This window comes from Rhizobium laguerreae, from assembly GCF_019778565.1.
Taxonomy (GTDB): Bacteria; Pseudomonadota; Alphaproteobacteria; order Rhizobiales; family Rhizobiaceae; genus Rhizobium; species Rhizobium laguerreae.
Window position 1 is genome coordinate 299,118 of the sequence record NZ_JAAXQT010000006.1, and the last position, 17,015, is coordinate 316,132.

19 protein-coding genes and 1 other RNA gene are annotated in these 17,015 nt (G+C 61.6%); 11 read left to right on the forward strand and 9 right to left on the reverse strand.

Annotated elements, in window-relative coordinates; genetic code table 11:
- The first annotated feature begins 80 nt into the window (after positions 1-80).
- The 3 genes from dnaK to HFO71_RS20290 all read left to right on the forward strand — a co-directional run bounded on the left by dnaK (position 81) and on the right by HFO71_RS20290 (position 3,724).
- Complete coding sequence (gene dnaK / locus HFO71_RS20280; protein WP_072640060.1) at positions 81-1,997, forward strand: molecular chaperone DnaK; 1,917 nt, start codon at positions 81-83, stop codon at positions 1,995-1,997.
- Positions 1,998-2,082: 85 nt separating this feature from the next.
- Positions 2,083-3,210, forward strand: coding sequence for a molecular chaperone DnaJ (gene dnaJ / locus HFO71_RS20285; RefSeq protein ID WP_011649969.1), 1,128 nt, complete (start codon positions 2,083-2,085; stop codon positions 3,208-3,210).
- Between the two features lie 313 nt (positions 3,211-3,523).
- Complete coding sequence (locus HFO71_RS20290; RefSeq protein WP_072640061.1) at positions 3,524-3,724, forward strand: hypothetical protein; 201 nt, start codon at positions 3,524-3,526, stop codon at positions 3,722-3,724.
- A 163-nt stretch (positions 3,725-3,887) separates the two neighbouring features.
- Here HFO71_RS20290 and HFO71_RS20295 read toward each other — a convergent pair whose 3' ends face one another.
- Positions 3,888-4,253 carry a helix-turn-helix domain-containing protein gene (locus HFO71_RS20295; protein WP_003544369.1) on the reverse strand — a complete coding sequence of 122 codons (366 nt, stop codon included), beginning with the start codon at positions 4,251-4,253 and terminating at the stop codon, positions 3,888-3,890.
- A 407-nt stretch (positions 4,254-4,660) separates the two neighbouring features.
- On the opposite strand from HFO71_RS20295, the gene recF reads away from it, so the two are divergent.
- Genes recF through HFO71_RS20310 form a run of 3 tightly spaced genes read left to right on the forward strand, consistent with a single transcriptional unit; the run spans position 4,661 to position 7,076 of the window.
- Complete coding sequence (recF, locus tag HFO71_RS20300) at positions 4,661-5,785, forward strand: DNA replication/repair protein RecF (RefSeq protein ID WP_131640065.1); 1,125 nt, start codon at positions 4,661-4,663, stop codon at positions 5,783-5,785.
- On the forward strand, positions 5,782-6,606 hold the full coding sequence (locus tag HFO71_RS20305; protein WP_131640066.1) for a molybdopterin-synthase adenylyltransferase MoeB: 825 nt from the start codon (positions 5,782-5,784) through the stop codon (positions 6,604-6,606). The genes recF and HFO71_RS20305 overlap by 4 nt, the downstream gene beginning before the upstream one ends.
- Positions 6,603-7,076, forward strand: coding sequence for a GNAT family N-acetyltransferase (locus HFO71_RS20310; protein WP_131640067.1), 474 nt, complete (start codon positions 6,603-6,605; stop codon positions 7,074-7,076). Before HFO71_RS20305 ends, HFO71_RS20310 begins: the two co-directional genes overlap by 4 nt.
- Before the next feature lie 32 nt (positions 7,077-7,108).
- Here HFO71_RS20310 and HFO71_RS20315 read toward each other — a convergent pair whose 3' ends face one another.
- Complete coding sequence (locus HFO71_RS20315) at positions 7,109-8,110, reverse strand: 2-hydroxyacid dehydrogenase (RefSeq protein WP_011649963.1); 1,002 nt, start codon at positions 8,108-8,110, stop codon at positions 7,109-7,111.
- A gap of 185 nt (positions 8,111-8,295) precedes the next feature.
- Here HFO71_RS20315 and HFO71_RS20320 point away from each other — a divergent pair, with 185 nt between their 5' ends.
- The gene (locus HFO71_RS20320) at positions 8,296-8,835 is read left to right on the forward strand and encodes an SH3 domain-containing protein (protein WP_011649962.1); all 540 of its coding nucleotides are present in this window, start codon (positions 8,296-8,298) and stop codon (positions 8,833-8,835) included.
- Here the strand turns inward: HFO71_RS20320 and HFO71_RS20325 are convergent.
- Positions 8,828-9,820 (reverse strand): adenosine kinase, encoded by a 993-nt coding sequence (locus HFO71_RS20325; protein WP_131621031.1) that lies wholly within the window; start codon positions 9,818-9,820, stop codon positions 8,828-8,830. The two genes, HFO71_RS20320 and HFO71_RS20325, sit on opposite strands and share 8 nt — an antisense overlap.
- 415 nt (positions 9,821-10,235) lie before the next feature.
- Between HFO71_RS20325 and HFO71_RS20330 the strand changes: the two genes are divergently transcribed.
- Positions 10,236-11,183, forward strand: a complete 948-nt coding sequence (locus HFO71_RS20330; protein ID WP_062944866.1) for an AEC family transporter — start codon at positions 10,236-10,238, stop codon at positions 11,181-11,183.
- 88 nt (positions 11,184-11,271) lie between these two features.
- On the opposite strand, the gene HFO71_RS20335 is transcribed toward HFO71_RS20330, so the two are convergent.
- Positions 11,272-11,835, reverse strand: a complete 564-nt coding sequence (locus HFO71_RS20335; RefSeq protein ID WP_077977700.1) for a c-type cytochrome — start codon at positions 11,833-11,835, stop codon at positions 11,272-11,274.
- Positions 11,836-11,989: 154 nt separating this feature from the next.
- Between HFO71_RS20335 and HFO71_RS20340 the strand changes: the two genes are divergently transcribed.
- Positions 11,990-12,745 carry a 3-deoxy-manno-octulosonate cytidylyltransferase gene (locus HFO71_RS20340; RefSeq protein WP_131640068.1) on the forward strand — a complete coding sequence of 252 codons (756 nt, stop codon included), beginning with the start codon at positions 11,990-11,992 and terminating at the stop codon, positions 12,743-12,745.
- Between the two features lie 10 nt (positions 12,746-12,755).
- Positions 12,756-13,610, forward strand: a complete 855-nt coding sequence (locus HFO71_RS20345; RefSeq protein ID WP_003544355.1) for a prephenate dehydratase — start codon at positions 12,756-12,758, stop codon at positions 13,608-13,610.
- Positions 13,611-13,862: 252 nt separating this feature from the next.
- Here HFO71_RS20345 and HFO71_RS20350 read toward each other — a convergent pair whose 3' ends face one another.
- From HFO71_RS20350 to HFO71_RS20370, 5 genes are all read right to left on the reverse strand, one after another.
- Positions 13,863-14,231: a VOC family protein gene (locus HFO71_RS20350; RefSeq protein ID WP_017962745.1), complete on the reverse strand. Its 369-nt coding sequence runs from the start codon at positions 14,229-14,231 to the stop codon at positions 13,863-13,865.
- Between the two features lie 194 nt (positions 14,232-14,425).
- Positions 14,426-14,686, reverse strand: coding sequence for a hypothetical protein (locus HFO71_RS20355; RefSeq protein ID WP_131640069.1), 261 nt, complete (start codon positions 14,684-14,686; stop codon positions 14,426-14,428).
- Between the two features lie 71 nt (positions 14,687-14,757).
- Positions 14,758-15,453, reverse strand: coding sequence for a helix-turn-helix transcriptional regulator (locus HFO71_RS20360; RefSeq protein WP_077977152.1), 696 nt, complete (start codon positions 15,451-15,453; stop codon positions 14,758-14,760).
- Positions 15,454-15,457: 4 nt separating this feature from the next.
- Positions 15,458-16,417, reverse strand: coding sequence for an NAD(+) diphosphatase (nudC, locus tag HFO71_RS20365; RefSeq protein ID WP_131640070.1), 960 nt, complete (start codon positions 16,415-16,417; stop codon positions 15,458-15,460).
- Positions 16,414-16,824, reverse strand: coding sequence for an HIT domain-containing protein (locus HFO71_RS20370; RefSeq protein ID WP_131640071.1), 411 nt, complete (start codon positions 16,822-16,824; stop codon positions 16,414-16,416). The genes nudC and HFO71_RS20370 overlap by 4 nt, the downstream gene beginning before the upstream one ends.
- An 89-nt stretch (positions 16,825-16,913) precedes the next feature.
- On the opposite strand from HFO71_RS20370, the gene ffs reads away from it, so the two are divergent.
- Positions 16,914-17,010: signal recognition particle sRNA small type (gene ffs, locus HFO71_RS20375), an RNA gene on the forward strand.
- Positions 17,011-17,015 lie beyond the last annotated feature (5 nt).

Sequence of the window (17,015 nt, forward strand, 5' to 3'; positions counted from 1 at the left end):
TAAGTAGACCCATCCCGTAAGGGGCTGTCAGGGAAATGCCTTCTCGGGGTTCCCACAGCTTGCTTCAAGGAGAGAATGACATGGCAAAAGTAATTGGTATCGACCTCGGAACGACGAATTCCTGCGTCGCAGTTATGGACGGCAAGGACGCGAAGGTCATCGAGAACGCAGAAGGTGCGCGTACGACCCCTTCCATGGTGGCATTTTCCGATGATGGCGAACGCCTCGTCGGCCAGCCGGCCAAGCGCCAGGCAGTCACCAACCCGACGAATACGCTCTTTGCTGTCAAGCGCCTGATCGGCCGCCGCTACGAAGATCCGACCGTCGAGAAGGACAAGCACCTCGTTCCCTTCACCATCGTCAAGGGCGACAATGGCGACGCCTGGGTCGAAGCCAATGGCAAGGGCTACTCGCCCGCACAGATTTCCGCGATGATCCTTCAGAAGATGAAGGAAACTGCCGAATCCTATCTCGGCGAGAAGGTCGAGAAGGCCGTCATCACCGTTCCCGCCTACTTCAACGACGCGCAGCGCCAGGCTACCAAGGATGCCGGCCGCATAGCCGGTCTTGAAGTCCTGCGCATCATCAACGAGCCGACTGCTGCGGCCCTCGCCTACGGTCTCGACAAGAAAGAAGGCAAGACGATTGCCGTCTACGACCTTGGCGGCGGCACCTTCGATATTTCGATCCTCGAGATCGGTGATGGCGTCTTCGAAGTGAAGTCCACCAACGGCGATACCTTCCTCGGCGGTGAAGACTTCGACATGCGTCTCGTCGAATATCTCGTTGCCGAGTTCAAGAGAGACAACGGCATTGACCTGAAGAACGACAAGCTTGCCCTGCAGCGCCTCAAGGAAGCTGCGGAAAAGGCAAAGATCGAGCTTTCGTCCTCGCAGCAGACCGAAATCAACCTGCCGTTCATCACGGCCGACGCCTCCGGCCCGAAGCATCTGACGCTGAAGCTGACTCGCGCCAAGCTCGAAAGCCTGGTCGACGATCTCGTCCAGCGCACGATCGCGCCGTGCAAGGCAGCGCTCAAGGATGCCGGCGTCACTGCTGCCGAAATCGACGAAGTGGTTCTCGTCGGCGGCATGAGCCGCATGCCGAAGGTACAGGAAGTCGTCAAGCAGCTGTTCGGCAAGGAGCCGCACAAGGGCGTCAACCCTGATGAAGTGGTAGCGCTTGGCGCCGCCATCCAGGCCGGCGTTCTGCAGGGCGACGTCAAGGACGTCCTGCTCCTCGACGTGACGCCGCTGTCGCTCGGCATCGAGACGCTCGGTGGTGTCTTCACCCGCCTGATCGAACGCAACACGACGATCCCGACGAAGAAGAGCCAGACGTTTTCGACCGCCGAAGACAACCAGCAGGCCGTGACCATCCGCGTCTCGCAGGGCGAGCGTGAAATGGCTGCCGACAACAAGCTGCTCGGCCAGTTCGACCTCGTCGGTCTGCCGCCGTCGCCGCGCGGCATGCCGCAGATCGAAGTCACCTTCGACATCGACGCCAACGGCATCGTCCAGGTTTCGGCCAAGGACAAGGGCACCGGCAAGGAACAGCAGATCCGCATCCAGGCGTCCGGCGGTCTTTCCGACGCCGACATCGAGAAGATGGTGAAGGATGCCGAAGCCCATGCCACCGAGGACAAGAAACGCCGCGAGGCCGTCGAAGCCCGGAACCAGGCCGAAAGCCTGATCCATTCCTCGGAAAAGTCGCTGAAGGATTACGGCGACAAGGTTTCCGAGGCCGACCGCACCGCGATCTCGGATGCGATCGCTGCGCTGAAGACGGCGTCGGAAGCGTCCGAGCCCGATGCCGACGACATCAAGGCCAAGACCCAGACGTTGATGGAAGTGTCGATGAAGCTCGGCCAGGCGATCTATGAAGCACAGCAGGCCGAAAGCGGCGCTGCTGGCGATGCCTCCGCGGAAAGCGGCGACAATGTCGTCGATGCCGACTACGAGGAAATCAAGGACGACGACCGCAAGAAGTCCGCGTAATCCGCGACGGCGTGGTTATGCTTCAACATCTGATCCGGCTGCTCACCATGGCAGCCGGAAATCCATTTCCGGGGTTTAATCCTTAATGGCAAAAGCGGACTTTTACGAAACTCTGGGTGTAGCCAAGTCGGCGGACGAGAAAGAGCTGAAGAGCGCCTTTCGCAAACTGGCGATGAAATACCATCCGGACAAGAACCCGGATGACAAGGACGCCGAACGGAAGTTCAAGGAAATCAACGAAGCCTACGAGATGCTCAAGGACCCGCAGAAGCGGGCGGCCTATGACCGGTATGGTCATGCGGCCTTCGAGCATGGCGGCATGGGCGGCGGTGGCGGCGGATTTGCCGGCGGCGGTTTCTCCGACATTTTCGAGGATATCTTCGGCGAGATGATGGGTGGAGGGCGCGCGCGCCAGCGCTCGTCGGGCGGCCGCGAACGCGGCGCCGATCTTCGCTACAACATGGAAATAACGCTGGAGGAGTCTTTCTCCGGCAAGACGGCGCAGATCCGCGTTCCGACGTCGATCACCTGCGACGTCTGTTCGGGTTCGGGCGCCAAGCCCGGCACGCAGCCGAAGAATTGCGGCACCTGCCAGGGAACGGGGCGCGTGCGCGCGGCACAGGGCTTCTTCTCGATCGAACGGACCTGCCCGACCTGCCACGGCCGCGGCCAGATCATTCCCGATCCGTGCCCGAAGTGCCACGGCCAGGGCCGGGTGACGGAAGAGCGTTCGCTCTCGGTCAATATTCCCGCCGGCATCGAGGACGGCACCCGCATCCGGCTGCAGGGCGAAGGCGAGGCCGGGGCCCGCGGTGGACCGGCAGGCGACCTCTATATCTTCCTGTCGGTGAAGCCGCATGAATTCTATCAGCGCGACGGAGCCGATCTCTATTGCGCCGTTCCGATCTCGATGACGACGGCCGCGCTCGGCGGCACCTTCGACGTGGCGACGCTCGACGGCACCAAGTCGCGCGTCACCGTGCCCGAAGGCACCCAGGTCGGCAAACAGTTCCGCCTCAAGGGCAAAGGCATGCCGGTGCTGCGTTCGGTGCAGACGGGCGATCTCTACATCCAGATCCAGATCGAGACGCCACAAAAGCTCACCAAGCGCCAGCGCGAACTGCTTCAGGAATTCGAGCAGCTTTCCTCCAAGGAGAATAATCCCGAATCGACGGGCTTCTTTGCCCGGATGAAGGAATTCTTCGAAGGCTGAGCCGCGATCGACATGCTGATGTCAGAAGCCGGGGACGGAAACGTCTCCGGTTTTTTTGTTCCCGGAATCTCGATTTGCGACATTCGCCGTCCATGCCGGCGAATCTGTCCCGGATCGATACGGCGGCGGGCGGGACGATGACTTGCGTTAACGCAGCCAGATAATGCCGCTTGCAAGTTTTCCAAATGAATTCAGTCTCTGCCGTCAGTGCATGACCCTGGGAGCCGGAAATCGATTTCGGGGTCATTCACCAAATCAAAGTGATAGAGCGTCCTTAGCGCTAGCGGGAACAAACAAAGCAAGGGTATCAGCCATGGCGCCAGCCTTTTCCTCTCAGTCCGAAGATGTCGACGTTCTAGCCGGCGCCATCTACACATGGTGCGCCGAGCGCAACATCAAGCTTCGCAGCCAGCAAGGCCTTTCCATCGCCAGCATCGCGATCGACCTCTATCATGCCGGCCACCAGACGCAGGACGATCTGCTGACGGCGCTGCACGAATGCGAGATTCACTAAAGCGCGCGGCATCGAACCTCAATCAGGCGGTCTGCTTCCGGTCTTTGTCCTGATGCAGGTCATCCTCCCAATATTGCTGCACACCCGCATGTGTCCGGAAATCATCCAGACCTTGAATAGGTCGTGCTTTTCCGTGCGAACCGTGATCCCTGCTGCAGTGGAATCAGGCGGCGGTTTCGGCCGCTTCGCCCGTCATGAGGGTGACGATGGTCTTGACCGCTTCCTTGCCTGCCGGTGAGTTCAGCTTGTCGTAGCTCAGCGCAAGCGCATAGGCGTCGGGGCTGAGTTCGACGCGGCTGCCGAATGGCGACATGCCGGCACCCTCGAAGAGAGCAGAGATCTCGACGTCGAGAAAAACCGCGATCTGATGCAGCTTGCTGGCGGAAACGCGGTTCGCCCCCTTTTCGTATTTCTGGATCTGCTGGAAAGTCAGTCCGAGTGCTTCGCCAAGCTCGAGCTGAGAAACACGGCGAAGGGCGCGAAACTGTCTGACGTTGCGACCGACGATAATATCAACCGGATCTGGCACTTCATCACTCTCTTATACATAAACGGTCCGTTTACCATATCGGTTGCACCGGATAACTCAACCCGACAGTTGCAAAATTCAACCAACTTTTTTGGGCTTTACGTTACGTCAGTAGCCTTAGAGGATGGCAGCAAACCTTGAATATCCGGCGCTGGAAGACATTGGCAATGACTGTCGACGGATGGGTTTGGCGATGTCAGGCCATCTCCGATGGTTGTATTTTTAACAGAATTTCAAAGGTGCCATGGGGAGGATGTCGGACACAAGGACTTCGGTCACGGGATCATCTGGAATATATGTCCTGCGTGGCGGCAGCGGCGGTACGCGATCCGCGGCCAAATAGCTGCCAGCCTTGCCATCAGCGCCGCTTCGGCTTAGCTGTCACGCTTTACGATTCCGGACACTCTATGCCGCACAAGGTTTCTCTTTCCCGTCTGAAACTGACAGACTTCCGCAACTATGTGGCGGCGGCCCTTACCCTTGATGGTCGGCATGCCGTGCTGACGGGAGACAACGGTGCCGGCAAGACCAATCTCATGGAGGCCGTCTCGTTGCTATCGCCCGGCCGCGGTCTGCGCCGTGCGGCTTATGGCGACATTACCCGCGTCGGCGCGGCCGGCGGCTTTTCGGTCTTCGCCGCGCTCGACGGCATGGAGGGCGACGTCGAGATCGGCACCGGCATCGAAACGGGCGAGGAGACCACCGCCCGCAGGCTGCGCATCAATGGCACGACGGCAAAGACTGCCGACGAACTGACCGACCATCTGCGCCTTCTCTGGCTGACACCGGCGATGGACGGCCTCTTTACCGGCGCCTCTTCCGACCGGCGGCGCTTTCTTGACCGGCTGGTGCTGTCGCTCGATCCCGCTCATGGCCGCCGCGCCAGCGATTTCGAGCGCGCCATGCGCAGCCGCAACAAATTGCTGGATGAAGGGCGCTTCGATCCCTCCTGGCTTGCCGGCATCGAGGAGCAGATGGCAAGCCTCGGCATCGCCATGGCGCTCGCCCGGCAGGAGATGCTCGGCCTGCTGACCCGGTTGATCGAGGAAACCCGCGAAAGCTCGCCCTTCCCTTCGGCATCGCTGCAGCTTTCGGGCTTCATGGACGGTCAGTTCTCGCGCCCCTCGGTCGACCTTGAGGACGACTACGCGGCGATGCTGGCGGAGAGCCGCTACCGCGATGCCGGCGCAGGGCGCACGCTTGAGGGGCCGCACCGGGCCGATCTCATCGTGCATCACCGCGAAAAGGCGATGGAGGCGGAGCGTTGCTCCACCGGCGAGCAGAAAGCGCTGCTTGTCGGTCTGGTGCTTGCGCATGCCCGGCTCGTCGGCAATCTCACCGGCCATGCGCCAATCCTGCTGCTCGACGAGATCGCAGCCCATCTCGACGAGGGCCGCCGCGCCGCGTTGTTCGACCTTATCGACGGGCTCGGCGGCCAGGCCTTCATGACCGGAACGGATCGCGCGATGTTTTCGGCACTCGGCGACAGGGCGCAGTTTTTCACGGTGGCCGACGGAAGGGTGTTCGAATGACCGAGGCGGCTTTTCCCGGCGTCGGGCGTCATGATAACATCGGCGCCATGGAACCGCTCAGCCCGGAAGAAATCGCGCGCTATCACCGCCACATCCTGCTGCCCGAGATCGGCGGCGCCGGCCAGCAGAAACTGAAAGCCGCCCGCGTGCTGGTGATCGGCGCCGGTGGCCTCGGTGCGCCGGTCCTGCAATATCTGGCCGCAGCCGGTATCGGCACGCTCGGTATCGTCGACGACGACCGGGTGTCGTTGTCGAACCTGCAGCGCCAGGTGATCCATGATTCCGGCACGATCGGCGAATTGAAGACGGAGAGTGCCGCCTTCGCCATCGCCAGGCTCAATCCGCATGTCCGACTGATCCGCTTCGAGGAACGCTTTTCCCCGGAGGCCGCCCGCCGTCAGCTCTCCGGCTTCGACCTGCTGATCGACGGCTCCGACAATTTCGACACGCGTTATGCCGCCGCCGATGCGGCGGAAGAAGCGCGCATCCCGCTCGTCAGCGGCGCCGTCGGGCGGTTCGACGGCTCGCTGACGGTTCTCAAGCCCTATGAGACGGCTGAGGATGGAACGTCCAACCCCAGATATCGCGACCTGTTTCCGGAAGCGCCGCCAGCGGGGCTGATTCCCGCCTGCGCCGAGGCCGGCATCATCGGCGCGCTGACCGGCGTCATCGGCACGATGATGGCGATGGAGGCGATCAAGCTCGTCACTGGCACCGGCGAACCACTGGTCGGACGGTTGCTGCTCTACGACGCGCTCTCGGCCCGCTTCGACACCATCCGCTACAAACGACGCCGTACAACAGAGAGACAGGTGGGATGAGGATTGTTCCGCTTGATCAGACTTTCACGCGCTGGGATGAACTGCTGGCGCTGATCCTTTCCGCCTTCGCCGCCATGAATGGCAGGATCGACCCGCCATCTTCGGCGCTCAAGCTGACGACGGCATCACTGGCCGAAAAGGCCGGGACCGAGATCGGCCATGTCGCCATCGACGGCGAAAAGCTGGTCGGCTGCCTCTTCCTGCGGCCAGAGGCCGATTGTCTCTATGTCGGCAAGCTCGCCGTCCTGCCTGAGGTACAAGGCAAGGGCCTCGGCAAGCGGCTGCTGGGGATTGCCGAGGAGACCGCTGCGGCGCTCGGTCTTCCCGCTTTGCGGCTGGAAACGCGGATCGAACTCACCGACAACCACGCCGTCTTTGCCGCCTGGGGATTTGCGAGAACCGCCGAAAAGGCGCATCCCGGCTTTGACAGGACGACGTTCATCGAGATGCGCAAGGTCCTTGCGTCTTGATGCGCCACGCGTGATTCGATCCTTAAATGCGCTTAGCGGCCGGGCAGCACGCGGTTCGGCGGCCTATGGCCATCGATGAAAGTACGGATGTTGATGATGACCTTGTCGCCCATGTCGATGCGGCCTTCGATCGTCGCCGAACTCATATGCGGCAGCAGCACGACCTTGCCCTCATTGGCGAGCTTGATGAGCCTCGGGTTGACGGCGGGCTCGTTCTCGAAGACGTCGAGGCCGGCGCCGGCAATCCGGCCCTCCCTCAGGCATTTGATCAGAGCAGCTTCATCGACCACGTCGCCGCGCGCGGTGTTGACGAGATAGGCCGTCGGCTGCAGCAGCGCCAGACGGCGGGCCGAGATCAGGTGGAAGGTCGCCGGCGTCGACGGACAATTGACCGAAACGATGTCGACGCGGGCGAGCATCTGGTCGAGACTTTCCCAATAGGTCGCCTCCAACTCGTCCTCGACGGCCGGATTGACGCGCTTGCGGTTGTGATAGTGGATCGACAGGCCGAAAGCCTTGGCGCGGCGGGCCACCGCCGTGCCGATGCGGCCCATGCCGACGATGCCGATTCGCTTGCCGTGAATGCGCCGGCCGAGCATCCAGGTCGGAGACCAGCCTGCCCATTCGCCCGGCTTGTCGGTCAGCACGCGCGCACCTTCGCCGAGCCTTCTCGGAACAGCGAGAATCAGCGCCATGGTCATATCGGCGGTGTCCTCGGTCAGGACGTTCGGCGTGTTGGTGACGGTGATGCCCTTGCGCGCCGCCGCCTCGACGTCGATGTGATCGGTGCCGTTGGAGAAGCTCGCAATCAGCTTCATCTGCGGTCCCGCCTGTTCGATCAGCGCCGCGTCGATGCGATCGGTGACGGTCGGCACCAGCACATCGGCGGTCTTGACCGCGGCGATCAGCTCGGGAACGGAGCGCGGCGCGTCGTCGATGTTCAGCTCAGCGTCGAAGAGTTCGCGCATGCGGGTTTCGACGGCATCCGGCAGCTTGCGGGTGATGTAGACCTTCGGTTTTTTCTTCGCTGTCATGGCTGCCTGTGGTGCCTTGTTCAGAGGTCTTTAACCAAGAGGGGTGATAATTTTCCCATTCCGGGCATTTTCTACCAGACCCGCACGCGAAGACAAACAAAACTCGTGGTGCAGCCGGGGAATGTCAGAGCCCGGAGCGCGAGCAGGCCGGGCCTGCCCGCGAATTCGAGCAAACGGAAACTTCCATGCGCAGCAAAGTCCTGAAGTCCTGCCTCGCCCTTGCCATCGCTCTGGCTGCATCCATGGGAAGCGTCGAGTTCGCCCATGCGCAGGCGGCCAAGGGGCCAAGCGGACTGCCATTGCCGCGTTTCGTCACGCTGAAATCCAAGCGCGTCAACCTGCGCATCGGTCCGGGAACGGATTACGCCGTGTCTTGGATGTACCTGAAATCCGGCCTGCCGGTGGAGATCATCCAGGAATACGACAATTGGCGCCGCATCCGCGATGCCGACGGCACCGAAGGCTGGGTCAACCAGTCGCTGCTGTCAGGCCAGCGCGCAGCGATCGCCGCCCCGTGGATGAAGACCAAGGGCAAGGGCATTTATGTCAATCTGCGCCGCGAGGCGCAGCCCTCCGCCTCGATCGTCGCGAAGCTCGAACCCGGCGTGATGCTGACGATCGGCGAATGCAACGGCGACTGGTGCCGTGCCGAATCCGACGGCGCTTCGGGCTGGGTGGCGCAGTCGGAGATTTGGGGCGCCTATCCCGGCGAAGCCTTCAAATAAGCCCTGCCCGTTTGGCGGCCTCGGAAAGCGAGGTCATCGGGCGCGGGCCGATCTGCTGGATGACGATGCCGGCAGCCAGGCAGCCGAGCTTGCCACAATCCTCGAGAGACCGTCCCTGCGTGTAGCCATAGAGGAAGCCGGAGGCGAAAAGATCGCCGGCACCGGTCGTATCGACCACTTCCCTGATCCTGATCGCATCGACGTAAAAACGCTCGCGGCCCTTCAGGATGACGGCGCCATCCTCGCTCATCGTCACGGCGGCGATCTTGCAATCGGCGGCGATCCTGTTCAGCGCCTCCTCGAAATCGTCGGTCTCGTAGAGCGACAGCGCTTCCTGGCGATTGGCGAAGACGATATCGACCTTGCCGGTGCGCATCAGATCGAGGAATTCGCCGCGATAACGGTCGACACAGAAGCTGTCGGACAGCGTCATCGACATTTCGCGGCCGTTTTCATGGGCGATGCGGGCACAATCGAGGATCGCTTCCTTGGCGCGTGGCGGATCCCAGAGATAACCTTCGAAATAGGTAACCTTGGCGTCGGCCACGACGTCGGTCTCGACGTCTTCCGGGCCGAGCTCGACGCAGGCGCCGAGATAGGTGTTCATCGAACGCTCGCCGTCCTCGGTGACGAAGATCATCGAACGCGCCGTCGGCGGGAAGGTGCCCTTCGGCCGGGTCTCGTAGTGGACGCCCTGGGCGCGGATGTCGTGTGTGAAGATGTCACCGAGCTGATCTTGGGCGACATTGCCGAAATAGGCAGCCTTGCCGCCAAGGCTCGCCACGCCCGCCGCCGTGTTGCCGGCGCTGCCGCCGGAAGCTTCGAGCGCCGGTCCCATGCGCGAATACAAGAGTTCGGCGCGTTCGGCATCGATAAGGTTCATCGCCGCTTTGGTGATCTGGTTGTCAATGAGGAACTGGTCGTCGCAACGGGCAATGATATCCACGATTGCGTTGCCGACTGTCAGAACATCGAATCTTGTCATGAAATGAGGGGTCCCGGAGTTTGTGATAGCCGGGGTTTGGTCTTAGCGAAATTTCCGCGGTTTGGAAGGATAAATGGTGGATGGCCTGTCTATTTCTTCGCAAAAGTGCCGCCTATTCGTCATGTCCCTGTCATTTTCAATATCTAGAAATACTCGCAAGAAGACCGGCATGAGCAGCTTTCAGTTGCAGCCGGGCGCACGAGGGATGACCCCTTCGATCTTACCGGCGCGATGCTGACCACGGATGAACTGGCAGCTTCGTGATCCGGGTTTCCGGCAAGACCGGAGCGGAAAAGCGGGCTATGCCCGCTTTTTTTGTTTTGCCGATGTGCTTGATTGGACGGCGATTGCCTTTTCAAACCAAGCAGTTTGCTGCTAGACGTCGAATACTCCCCCGCGCAGAGCAGCCTCCCCTATGTCAGCCATCATTTTCGACGTCCTTCCCGTCTTCATTCTGATTCTCATCGGCTGGGTGATCGTGCGCAGCGGATTGATGGCGTCGAATGTTGGCGAAGCGCTCAGCGAATTCGTCTTCAAGATCGCCGTGCCGCTTCTGCTCTTCCGCACCATCGCCGAGGCGGATTTTCATGGCGCCTCGCCCTTCCGGCTCTGGATCGTCTATTTTTCGGGCGTCGCCATCACGTGGACGGCCGGCCATATCGCCGCCACACGCCTCTTCGGCCGCGACGAACGGATCGGCGTGCTGGCCGGCGTTTCCTCGGCCTTCGCCAACAATATCTTCATCGGTCTGCCGCTGGTCGAGCGGACCGTCGGCGACGAAGGGCTGGTGGCGCTGTCGATCCTGCTTGCGGTGCATCTGCCCGTGATGATGGTCGCCGGCACAGTGCTGATGGAGCATGCAGAGCGCAAGATCGCCGGCAAAAGCGATCGCAGCATGGTGCTCGTGCTTCGCCAGATCGCAGTCAACCTCGTGCGCAACCCGCTGGTGATCGGCCTTGCGGCCGGCATGGCCATGCACCTTTCCGGTCTCACCATGCCGACGACGCTGGCAACGGTCGTCGGGCAGATCGCCGGCATTGCCGGCCCGGCGGCGCTGATATCGCTCGGCATGGCGCTGGAGAGATACGGCGTCTCCGGCAATCTCGGCATCGCCAGCGTCACCTCGAGCCTGAAGTTGCTGCTGCTGCCCGGCTGCGTGTGGGCGGCGAGCCATCTGCTCGGTCTCAGCCCCGAATGGACGGCAGCGATCGTGCTGACCTCCTCCGTCCCAACCGGCGTCAACGCCTGGCTGATCGCCAACCGCTTCGGCGTCGGTCACAGCCTCGCCGCCTCGACGATCACGGTGACGACGGCGCTCGGCGCCATCACGGTCTCGCTCTGGGCCTATTTCCTCGGCGCCTGAGGTCTTTGCTTTACGCATGTCGTTACCGCACAACGAAAAAGCCCGGCTTGCGGGCCGGGGCTTCAATGTCCTGCGATTGTCTGCCGTGCTACTGCGTCGCGGCGTTCGGATCCGGCAGCGGCACCGGCGAATCGGCGAGCGTGTGCAGGTAGAGGATAACGTTGGCGCGCTCCTGATCCTTCGCCAGACCGGCGAAGCCCATCGCGGTGCCTGGAATGTCCTTCTTTGGCGCCAGCAGGAACTTGTTGAGGTTTTCGAAGGTCCACTTCTCGCTGCCGCCCTTGGAGAAATCCTTCATGGCAGCGGAATAGGCAAAGCCTTCATGCGAGGCGATCGGGCGATCTACGGCACCAAAGAGGTTGGGACCGACCTTATTCGGTCCCCCTTTGGTGGCGTCATGACAGGACTGACACTTCTTGAAGACAGTTTCACCGGCCTTGGCATCTGCAGAAGCGAGCAATTGCGCGATCGGAACGGCAACGGCAGGCGCAGCCTCACCGCCGGCGGCAGGCGCCTCTTCGGCAACGATCGCGAAACCTTCCTTTTCCGGTGCTTCGGAATGGAAGATCCCTTCGGACGCGATGGAGACAGACATCAGAACGAAAATCGTTCCGAGCAGCGCCCCCACGGCCGTATTGACGTATGAATTCATCTGCAATGCTCCCCTTGCAGCCGGCAGATCATAAACCGGACCATCTTGAAATCGCGCGGAACCTATGTCTTTTGGCTGTTCGTTGCAACTGTCTAAATGGTCTTGCGCATGAGACTTTTTGACACTTTCCAGCCCGGAATAGAAGGCCTGAACCATGAGTGATTCAAATTTAGATGGCGTGCTCGTATTGATCCCGGCGCGCATGGCCTCCACCCGGCTTCCGGGCAAGCCGCTGGCCGATATTTGCGGTCTGCCGATGATCGTGCAGGTGGCGATGCGCGCCAGGGAGGCAGCCATCGGCCGCGTCGTCGTCGCCGTCGACGACACAAGAGTGTTCGATGCCGTGGCCGCCGCCGGCTTCGAAGTCGTCATGACCCGTGCAGACCATCAATCGGGTTCCGATCGGATCTTTGAGGCGCTGACGAAAGTCGATCCGGAGGGAAGGGCGAAAATCATCGTCAACGTCCAGGGCGATCTGCCGACGATCGATCCGGAAACGGTGCGCGCAGCCTTGCGCCCGCTCGAGAACGAAGCGGTCGATATCGGCACGCTGACGACCGAAATCGACAATGAGGAGGACAAGGCGGCGCCGCACATCGTCAAGATCGTCGGCTCGCCGATTTCCGGCAACCGGCTGCACGCGCTCTACTTCACCCGCGCGACCGCGCCTTACGGCCAGGGGCCGCTCTACCACCATATCGGTCTTTATGCCTATCGGCGCGCGGCGCTCGAACGCTTCGTCTCGCTCGGCCCCTCGACGCTCGAAAAGCGCGAATCGCTGGAGCAGCTGCGGGCGCTGGAAGCCGGCATGCGCATCGACGCCGAGATCGTTGACACGGTTCCGCTCGGTGTCGATACTCCCGCCGACCTCGAAAAAGCGCGGCGCATCCTCTCCGCAAAGTCGAACTGACGGAACCATCATGAACATCAAGACCAACAGGATCGCCTTCCAGGGCGAATTCGGCGCCAATTCCGATATGGCCAGCCGCGACATGTTTCCGACCATGGAGCCGTTGCCCTGCCAGACCTTCGAAGATGCCTTTACGGCAGTCGACAACGGCGACGCCGATATCGGGATGATCCCGATCGAGAACACGATTGCCGGGCGCGTCGCCGATATCCACCATTTGCTGCCGGAGTCGCGGCTGCACATCATCGGCGAATATTTCATGCCGATCCGCTTCCAGCTGATGGTGCTGCCCGGTGTTACCAAGGACGAGATCCGCACGGTGCACAGCCATATCCACGCGCTCGGCCAGTGCCGCAAGATCGTTCGCGCCAATGGCTGGAAGCCGGTGATCGCCGGCGATACGGCGGGGGCGGCGAAACTCGTACAGGAAACCGGCGACCGCTCGATGGCCGCCTTGGCGCCACGCCTTGCCGCCGATCTCTACGGGCTTGAGATCATCGCCGAAAATGTCGAGGATACGGAAAACAATGTGACCCGTTTCGTCGTCCTGTCCCGCGACGAGGAATGGGCGCAACGGAATTCGGCGGAAGAAAAGGTCGTCACCACCTTCGTCTTCAACGTCCGCAACATTCCAGCCGCGCTCTACAAGGCGCTCGGCGGCTTTGCCACCAACAACATCAACATGACCAAGCTGGAAAGCTACCAGCTCGGCGGAAAATTCGTGGCGACGCAGTTTTACGCCGATATCGAAGGCCATCCGAACGATCCGAACGTGCGCCGGGCGTTGGAGGAGCTGCGGTTCTTTTCCGAGAAAGTCCGCATCCTCGGCGTCTACAAGGGGCATGCGATGCGAGGCCTGCTTTAAACAGCGGGTCCAGGGGTGCAAGTAGACCCCCCTCTGCCCTGCCGGGCATCTCCCCCACAAGGAGGGAGATCACAAGTGGGTTGGCCTTCCTGCTCATCTACCGTTTCGCCATGCTGCAACGCTGATTGCTTGGGAAGCCGGTGCGCCCAGCCAATCTCCCCACCTGTGGGGGAGATGCCCGGCAGGGCAGAGGGGGCGGATGTGGCACGACGAGATTGTGAGACAAAGCCCCCACAATCAGAGCGCCAAAATTCATTTATCCGGCTCACAGACACGCAGCCGATGGCCATCGGGATCGAGCACGACGAAGGTCGGGCCGAAATCCAGTTCGGTCAGTTCCTGGGCGATCGGCAGACCGCGCTGGCGCCAGTCTTCATAATGCCTGGCGACTGCATTTTCTCCTTCGACCATGAACGCCACTTCGCCTCGATTGCCGATGGCGGAGGGCTGCGGCTCGACCTTGCTGCGCCGCCAAAGGCCGAGCGTGAAGCCGCCCTCAAGCGGAAAGGCGACGAAATTCGGCGCTTCCACGGCCGGTTCGCGGTTCAGCAGATTCCGGTAGAAGCTGGCGCTTTCAGCCGGGTCCTTGACGTAAAGAATGATGAGATTGGGGCTGGTCATTTCGGTTCTCCCGTTGTTTACGAATTGCCCCGCGAGAGGTCTCGTCTGCTGACAATGAATGGCAGCAGACTACCGGGGCGTTGCGATCGCAACGCCCCGTATTCGTCGGACAGAATGTTGATAAGGATGGGCGGCCTAAAGTGGTCGCGCATGTCGTTGTCGCAAAACCGCTGCACACTTTTGTGCGGTATGCTTTAGAGCGGAAAACGGTCCTCGCGGCGCGGATCGCGTCCGTCGATGAAGCCGAGGTCGCGCTTCCGGTAATCCGGTGTCGCTTCAAGGTCGAGGCCGGTGCGGTCTCCTCTGCGAAATCGGAAAATGTTCATGACCAGGTGCAGCAGGCCGGAGCGCGCTGACTGGTGGACATCGGCAAAAGTCTCGGCCGAAATGACATCGGCAAAGGACTCGGCCGCAAAACGGTCGTTAGTAAAATGAATGGCTGGAGGCATTACCATGATCAGTACTCCTTCCTGGTGGATTGAGACTGATAATAACTCCATCTGCTGACAGTTTATGGCAGCAGCGTTCAGTTCTCCATCTGCACGTCCTGCGTCTCGCGCCATTCCTTGAGGAGCACCGTGCGGCGGCGCGGATAACGCACCTCGTGCAAGGCCATATCGATGATGCGATCGGTGCGGAAATGGCGAAAATCCTGGCGCAGTTCGCACCAGGCCATGAGGACGCGCACATGCTCGTAATAGCCGAGCCCGAAAGGCCAGACGCGGCGGCGCGAGATACGGCCCTGCTCGTCGCCATAATGCAGTTCGAGAATACGCTCCAGGCGGATCGCCCTGCGGATGGCCGAAACGTCAGCCTTGTCCTCGTCCCTGCGTTTGGGACCGACGAAAAGCGCTGCCGAATCGATCATCTCGCGCATATCGGCCGGCAGCACGGCGGCAATCTTGGCCAGTGCATCGGCGCCGGCGCCGGCAAGGCGCGGCTCGGCGGCGCGGGCTACCCAGCGCGAGCCGAGTACCAAAGCCTCCAGCTCTTCTTCGGAAAACATCATCGGCGGCAGCATGAAGCCGGGCTTCAGCACGTAGCCGATGCCGGCTTCACCTTCGATCATCGCGCCCTGGGCCTGGAGGCTGGCAATATCGCGATAGAGCGTCCGCAGGCTGACGCCGGTCTCTTGTGCCAGCACCGTGCCGGTCACCGGCCGCCGGTAACGCCGGAGCGTCTGGAGCAGCGTCAGCAGCCGTTCGGAGCGGGCGACGGGCATGACGCTAGCGCTTCCACTCCACCCAGTCGCGCATCAGGCGGTGGGCGATCGCCCCTTTCGGCGGAGAGGCCTTGCCTGTCGCGCTCGGGCGTTCCAGCATCTCGATCGTTTCCTCGCGGGTGAACCAGCGGCAATCCTCCAGCTCGGTCTCGTCGCGGCTGATTTCGGTGGATTTCGCCTCGGCGTAACAGCCGATCATCAGCGAATGCGGCATCGGCCAGGGCTGTGAGGCGTGGTAACGGATACGGCCGGTGCGGATGCCCGATTCCTCCAGCGTTTCGCGGCGCACGGCGTTCTCGATGGTCTCGCCGGGTTCGAGGAAGCCGGCGAGACAGGAATACATGCCCGGCGCGAAATGCGGGCTGCGGCCGAGCAGGCAGAGGTCGCGCTGCTCGTCGACCGTCAGCATGATGACGACGGGGTCGGTGCGGGGGAAGATCACGTGTTCGCAGGCGGCGCAGACACGCTTGTAGCCGCCGATGTGGATCTCCATCGCCGAGCCGCAGCGGCCGCAGAAGCGATTGTCGCCATTCCAGCGGATGAGGCTTGCGGCCTGGGCGAATTCGCCGAGCAACACCTCGTCGATCAGCATTTCGCGAAACAGCGTGCGGCCGTCGGCAGGCTTGTAGTGGCTGGTGAGGTCGTCGACGTCGATGCCGACGGGAACGGCAAGGCGCGGCTCGCCGGTCTTGCGGTAACCGAGAAGCACGGTCTCGTCCCAATCCGGCTGCAATTCCTGCAGCTCGTAGCGGGCAAAGAGCGGGTCGAGCACCTGGCCGTCATGCTTCAGCACCAGCTTATCCCTGGTGAAGGCGAAGATATGGGTGCCTTCCTTGGCCAGCGCCTTTTCGACGGATTGTTCGTCGCGATGCTCGGAATCGCGGTTGAGGTCGTTGGCGGCAAAGGCCGTGAGATTGCTGGGTTCCGGATGCGGCACATTCGAATCGAAAAGCGAATGACTCATGATGACAGGGCTTCCCGCAGCTTCGCTGTAAATTCGTCTCTCTTTCCGTCCTCGTAGGGCTCCGCGCGCCCGAAGCCCCAGACGGGACCCGGCCAGTTGGCATCGCCTTCGAAGCGGGCAATGACATGAACATGAAGCTGGCGGACGATATTGCCAAGAGCCCCGATATTGATTTTTGTCGCGCCGGTGATCTTCTTCAGCGCCTTGGCGACCAGTTCCGTCTCGAAGGCAAGCAGCACCTGGTCGAGCGGCGTCAGCTCAAAGATTTCGGTGATATCAGCCCGGCGCGGCACGAGAATAAGCCAGGGCCAGCGGGCGTCCTTCGACAATCTCAGATCGCAGAGGCCGGTGACCATGATGCTGACGCTGTCATTTTCCAGCCTGGGGTCGAGCACGAAACCGTTCAAAGGGCATTCCTCCTGTCTTTTCCTACGACTAGCAGTTTTTTCGCATGTTGGCTTGCTTTTGATGACGATATTGCCGATATGTGCATCCGGGAGGTTGGTGGTGGACGAGCCACTCGCCAACCGGGTCAGGTCCGGAAGGAAGCAGCCCTAACGAGCCCGGCACGGGTCATCGTGCCAGCCTCCCACCTTCT

Coding starts and splice junctions, on each gene's coding strand:
- HFO71_RS20335 (WP_077977700.1), bottom strand. CDS start 11,835: ATGAATTCATACGTCAATACGGCCGTGGGGGCGCTGCTCGGAACGATT.
- HFO71_RS20325 (WP_131621031.1), bottom strand. CDS start 9,820: ATGACAAGATTCGATGTTCTGACAGTCGGCAACGCAATCGTGGATATC.
- HFO71_RS20345 (WP_003544355.1), top strand. CDS start 12,756: ATGAACATCAAGACCAACAGGATCGCCTTCCAGGGCGAATTCGGCGCC.
- HFO71_RS20290 (WP_072640061.1), top strand. CDS start 3,524: ATGGCGCCAGCCTTTTCCTCTCAGTCCGAAGATGTCGACGTTCTAGCC.
- HFO71_RS20350 (WP_017962745.1), bottom strand. CDS start 14,231: ATGACCAGCCCCAATCTCATCATTCTTTACGTCAAGGACCCGGCTGAA.
- HFO71_RS20355 (WP_131640069.1), bottom strand. CDS start 14,686: ATGGTAATGCCTCCAGCCATTCATTTTACTAACGACCGTTTTGCGGCC.
- nudC (WP_131640070.1), bottom strand. CDS start 16,417: ATGAGTCATTCGCTTTTCGATTCGAATGTGCCGCATCCGGAACCCAGC.
- HFO71_RS20315 (WP_011649963.1), bottom strand. CDS start 8,110: ATGACAGCGAAGAAAAAACCGAAGGTCTACATCACCCGCAAGCTGCCG.
- HFO71_RS20310 (WP_131640067.1), top strand. CDS start 6,603: ATGAGGATTGTTCCGCTTGATCAGACTTTCACGCGCTGGGATGAACTG.
- dnaJ (WP_011649969.1), top strand. CDS start 2,083: ATGGCAAAAGCGGACTTTTACGAAACTCTGGGTGTAGCCAAGTCGGCG.
- recF (WP_131640065.1), top strand. CDS start 4,661: ATGCCGCACAAGGTTTCTCTTTCCCGTCTGAAACTGACAGACTTCCGC.
- HFO71_RS20340 (WP_131640068.1), top strand. CDS start 11,990: ATGAGTGATTCAAATTTAGATGGCGTGCTCGTATTGATCCCGGCGCGC.
- dnaK (WP_072640060.1), top strand. CDS start 81: ATGGCAAAAGTAATTGGTATCGACCTCGGAACGACGAATTCCTGCGTC.
- HFO71_RS20360 (WP_077977152.1), bottom strand. CDS start 15,453: ATGCCCGTCGCCCGCTCCGAACGGCTGCTGACGCTGCTCCAGACGCTC.
- HFO71_RS20305 (WP_131640066.1), top strand. CDS start 5,782: ATGACCGAGGCGGCTTTTCCCGGCGTCGGGCGTCATGATAACATCGGC.
- HFO71_RS20330 (WP_062944866.1), top strand. CDS start 10,236: ATGTCAGCCATCATTTTCGACGTCCTTCCCGTCTTCATTCTGATTCTC.
- HFO71_RS20320 (WP_011649962.1), top strand. CDS start 8,296: ATGCGCAGCAAAGTCCTGAAGTCCTGCCTCGCCCTTGCCATCGCTCTG.